Here is a 3,840-nt window from a genome sequence, read left to right as displayed (position 1 = left end):
GAGCGATGCGTCCGCGGCGGGCCCTGGCCGCCTGGCTACGATGGGCCAGCCGGTGGCCTCCTGACCACGCGGCCCGTCACGACCCTCCGGGAAGGCCATGCTGAACAAGTACGCGCGTGCGTTCTTCACGCGTGTTCTCACGCCGTTCGCCGCCCTGCTCATCCGTCTGGGCGTCAGCCCGGACGCGGTCACCCTCGTCGGCACCGGTGGTGTCATCGCGGGTGCGCTGGCCTTCTACCCCCGGGGTGAGTTCTTCTGGGGGACGGTCGTCATCACGCTGTTCGTCTTCTCCGATCTGGTCGACGGGAACATGGCCCGGCAGCTGGGGCGCTCCAGCCGGTGGGGGGCGTTCCTGGACTCCACGCTGGACCGGGTGGCCGACGCGGCGATCTTCGGTGGGCTCGCCCTCTGGTACGCCGGGCGGGGGGACAGCCTCACGCTCTGCGCCGTGACGATCTTCTGTCTGGCCAGCGGCCAGGTGGTGTCGTACACCAAGGCGCGTGGCGAGAGCATCGGTCTGCCGGTGAACGTCAACGGCCTGGTCGAGCGTGCCGAGCGTCTGGTGATCTCCCTGGTGGCCTGTGGTGTCGCCGGGCTGCACGCGTTCGGTGTGCCGGGTGTGCAGTACCTGCTGCCGGTCGCCCTGTGGGCCGTGGCCGTCGGCAGCCTGGTCACGCTCGTCCAGCGCGTGGTGACCGTGCGGCGTGAGGCGGCCGAGGCGGACGCGGTGGCCGCCGGGCCGGCGCGGCCGGGGGACGGCCGGGCGTGAACGAGAAGCTGACCGATGCCCTGTACGGGCTCGGCTGGAGCGCGGTGAAGAAGCTTCCCGAGCCCGTCGCCGTCGGGCTCGGACAGCGGATCGCCGATGTCGCCTGGCGGCGGCGCGGCAAGGGTGTGCTGCGGCTGGAGTCCAATCTCGCACGGGTGCTGCCCGACGCGGACGCGGCCCGGCTCGCCGCGGTCTCGCGGGCGGGCATGCGCTCGTACATGCGCTACTGGATGGAGTCCTTCCGGCTGCCGACGTGGAGTGCGGAGCGCATCCGTGACGGCTTCACGCCCGAGGGGCTGCACCATCTGGAGGAGTCGCTGGCGAGCGGCCGGGGCACGGTGATCGCTCTGCCGCACATGGGCAACTACGACCTCGCGGGGGCCTGGGTCACCACCCGGTTCGGGGTGGGGTTCACCACGGTCGCCGAGCGGCTCAAGCCCGAGACGCTCTACGACCGGTTCGTGGCCTATCGCGAGGGGCTCGGCATGGAGGTGCTGCCGCACGCGGGCGGCAGTGCCTTCGGGACGCTCGCGCGGCGGCTGCGCTCCGGCGGTTTGGTCTGTCTGGTGGCCGACCGGGACATGTCCGCCTCGGGGATAGAGGTCACGTTCTTCGGCGAGGCCGCGAAGATGCCCGCGGGACCGGCGATGCTCGCGGTGCAGACGGGGGCCCGGCTGCTGCCGGTGACCCTCTGGTACGACGACTCGCCGGTGATGAAGGGAAGGGTCCACGCGCCGCTGGAGGTGCCGGAGAACGGCACCCGGGCGGAGAAGGCGGCGGTCCTCACCCAGCGGCTCGCCGATGCCTTCGCCTCCGGCATCACCGACCATCCGCAGGACTGGCACATGCTTCAGCGGCTGTGGCTCGCCGACCTCGCCCGGCGCGATGATGAGCCCACCGACAAGAGCTCCGGAACGGAGAAGCCTTGAGGATCGGGATCGTCTGTCCGTATTCATGGGATGTCCCCGGTGGCGTCCAGTTCCACATCCGGGATCTGGCCGAGCACCTCATCCGGCTGGGCCACGAGGTGTCGGTGCTGGCCCCGGCGGACGACGAGACGCCGCTGCCGCCCTTCGTCGTCTCCGCGGGCCGTGCCGTGCCCGTCCCGTACAACGGCTCGGTGGCACGGCTGAACTTCGGCTTCCTGTCGGCCGCGCGCGTGCGGCGCTGGCTGCACGAGGGCGACTTCGACGTCATCCACATCCACGAGCCCACCTCCCCTTCGCTGGGACTGCTCACCTGCTGGGCCGCGCAGGGCCCGATCGTGGCGACCTTCCACACCTCCAACCCGCGCTCCCGCGCGATGATCGCGGCCTATCCGATCCTGCAGCCCGCGCTGGAGAAGATCAGCGCGCGGATCGCGGTCAGCGAATACGCCCGCAGGACCCTGGTCGAGCACCTCGGCGGGGACGCCGTGGTCATCCCCAACGGCGTGGACGTGGACTTCTTCGCCCGCGCCGAGCCGAAGGAGGAGTGGCGGGGCCGCCCCGACGCCCCCACCATCGGCTTCATCGGCCGCATCGACGAGCCCCGCAAGGGCCTGCCTGTCCTGATGCGGGCCCTGCCGGGCATCCTCGAACGCTGCCCCGGCACCCGGCTGCTGGTCGCCGGGCGCGGTGACGAGGAGGAGGCCGTCGCGGCCCTGCCCCGGGAGATGCGGGCGAACGTCGAGTTCCTCGGCATGGTCAGCGACGAGGACAAGGCGCGGCTGCTGCGCAGCGTCGACATCTACGTGGCGCCCAACACCGGCGGGGAGTCCTTCGGCATCATCCTCGTCGAGGCACTGTCGGCCGGGGCGCCGGTCCTCGCCAGCGACCTGGACGCCTTCGCCCAGGTCCTCGACCAGGGATCGGCGGGCGAGCTGTTCGCCAATGAGGACGCCGACGCGCTGGCCGCGGCCGCCGTACGGCTGCTGGGCGATCCGGGGCACCGTGCGGGGCTGAGCGAGCGCGGCAGCAGCCACGTCCGCCGCTTCGACTGGTCGAGGGTGGGCTCGGACATCCTGGCCGTCTACGAGACGGTCACGGCTGGCGCGGCCTCGGTGGCCGCCGACGAGCGCACGGGCCTGTTCTCCCGCTTCGGCCTGGCGAGGGACTGAGGCCGCGGCCCCGGTCCCGGGACCGGGCCCAGTCCCGGGCCGCGCCGTGGCGTGCCCCCGGTCGTGCGCCGTGACTCAGACGCGGCTGGGGGCTTCCTCCAGCTGCTCCCGCTCGCCGGGGCCGCCCGTGCCGAAGAGGGATATCCCGTGCCGGGCACGGAAGCGCCTGCTGCCGCGCACCGTGATCACGACGGCCAGGGCTATCAGGCCGAGGGACTGGAAGCGCCCGATCAGCGGCACCACGTCCACCGGCAGGGTCAGGGCCTCGATCACGCTCAGCGTGGCATCCAGCAATTCGGCGCAGACCCACAGGGTGGTGAGCCCGCGGTGGGCGCTCCGGTACTCCGGCATCTCCCGCCAGGCCCGCTCGGCCTCCTCCAGGGCGGCCCCGGTGCGCAGCTTCTCGCCGAACTGGAAGGTGGACGGGCGCGACATGAACAGCGTGCCCAGGAACCACAGCCCCAGCATCGCCGGGAGCGCGGCGTCCTTCAGCAGCAGCACCCGGGGGTTTCCGCTGATCAGCGAGGCGCCCGCGGAGGCGGTGAGCAGGACCACGATGAACAGGTCGAAGAAGTCGACGCGGCGGCGGACGAAGGCGGTGACGGCGGCGTGGGCGGCCGGGATCACGCTGCTCAGCAGCAGGGCCTGCCACTGGGCCGCGCCCTGCGCGCGCAATATGTAGTACACCCCGAGCGGCAGGGCCACGTTGATGGCCAGGGGGACGAGGAGGGCTCGTCGTGTGCGCCGGTCCATGAGTGCCTCCGTCGGGTGCGGCGTTCTGGAAGAACGCTAGGCGCTGCCCGGGTGGAGACGGATCGGAGCCAGGGTCGAGGCCGGGGTGGACCTTTGCGCTCCGCGCCTCCACCCACGGGTGGAGCCCGGCAGCGTTGCCTCGCCCACCCGGGGCTCCGCCCCGGACCCCGCCAGGGGCTGCGCCCCTGGACCCGCTGTGGTGCGGCCCGGTGGTCCGGTT

Annotated in this window: 4 protein-coding genes; 3 read left to right on the top strand and 1 reads right to left on the bottom strand. The window is 72.4% G+C overall.

Annotated features, from left to right (window positions below):
* The first annotated feature begins 97 nt into the window (after positions 1 to 97).
* The 3 genes from pgsA to K6I34_RS33275 are packed head-to-tail and all read left to right on the top strand — an operon-like array spanning position 98 to position 2,867.
* Positions 98 to 769: a phosphatidylinositol phosphate synthase gene (gene pgsA / locus K6I34_RS33285; protein WP_229331774.1), complete on the top strand. Its 672-nt coding sequence runs from the start codon at positions 98 to 100 to the stop codon at positions 767 to 769.
* Entirely contained in the window at positions 766 to 1,698 is a 933-nt protein-coding gene (locus tag K6I34_RS33280; RefSeq protein ID WP_229331773.1) for a phosphatidylinositol mannoside acyltransferase, read from the top strand. The genes pgsA and K6I34_RS33280 overlap by 4 nt, the downstream gene beginning before the upstream one ends.
* Positions 1,695 to 2,867, top strand: coding sequence for a glycosyltransferase family 4 protein (locus tag K6I34_RS33275; protein ID WP_229331772.1), 1,173 nt, complete (start codon positions 1,695 to 1,697; stop codon positions 2,865 to 2,867). The genes K6I34_RS33280 and K6I34_RS33275 overlap by 4 nt, the downstream gene beginning before the upstream one ends.
* A gap of 75 nt (positions 2,868 to 2,942) precedes the next feature.
* On the opposite strand, the gene K6I34_RS33270 is transcribed toward K6I34_RS33275, so the two are convergent.
* Positions 2,943 to 3,620, bottom strand: coding sequence for a VC0807 family protein (locus K6I34_RS33270; RefSeq protein ID WP_229331771.1), 678 nt, complete (start codon positions 3,618 to 3,620; stop codon positions 2,943 to 2,945).
* Positions 3,621 to 3,840: the final 220 nt, after the last annotated feature.

Origin of the sequence: Streptomyces sp. UNOC14_S4, assembly GCF_020740835.1 — a bacterium.
GTDB lineage: Bacteria > Actinomycetota > Actinomycetes > Streptomycetales > Streptomycetaceae > Streptomyces.
This window is presented reverse-complemented; position numbering and strand designations above follow the sequence as displayed.

What these genes read in the sequence shown, in the direction of transcription:
- pgsA (WP_229331774.1), top strand. Translation starts at nt 98, where the DNA reads ATGCTGAACAAGTACGCGCGTGCGTTCTTCACGCGTGTTCTCACGCCG.
- K6I34_RS33270 (WP_229331771.1), bottom strand. Translation starts at nt 3,620, where the DNA reads ATGGACCGGCGCACACGACGAGCCCTCCTCGTCCCCCTGGCCATCAAC.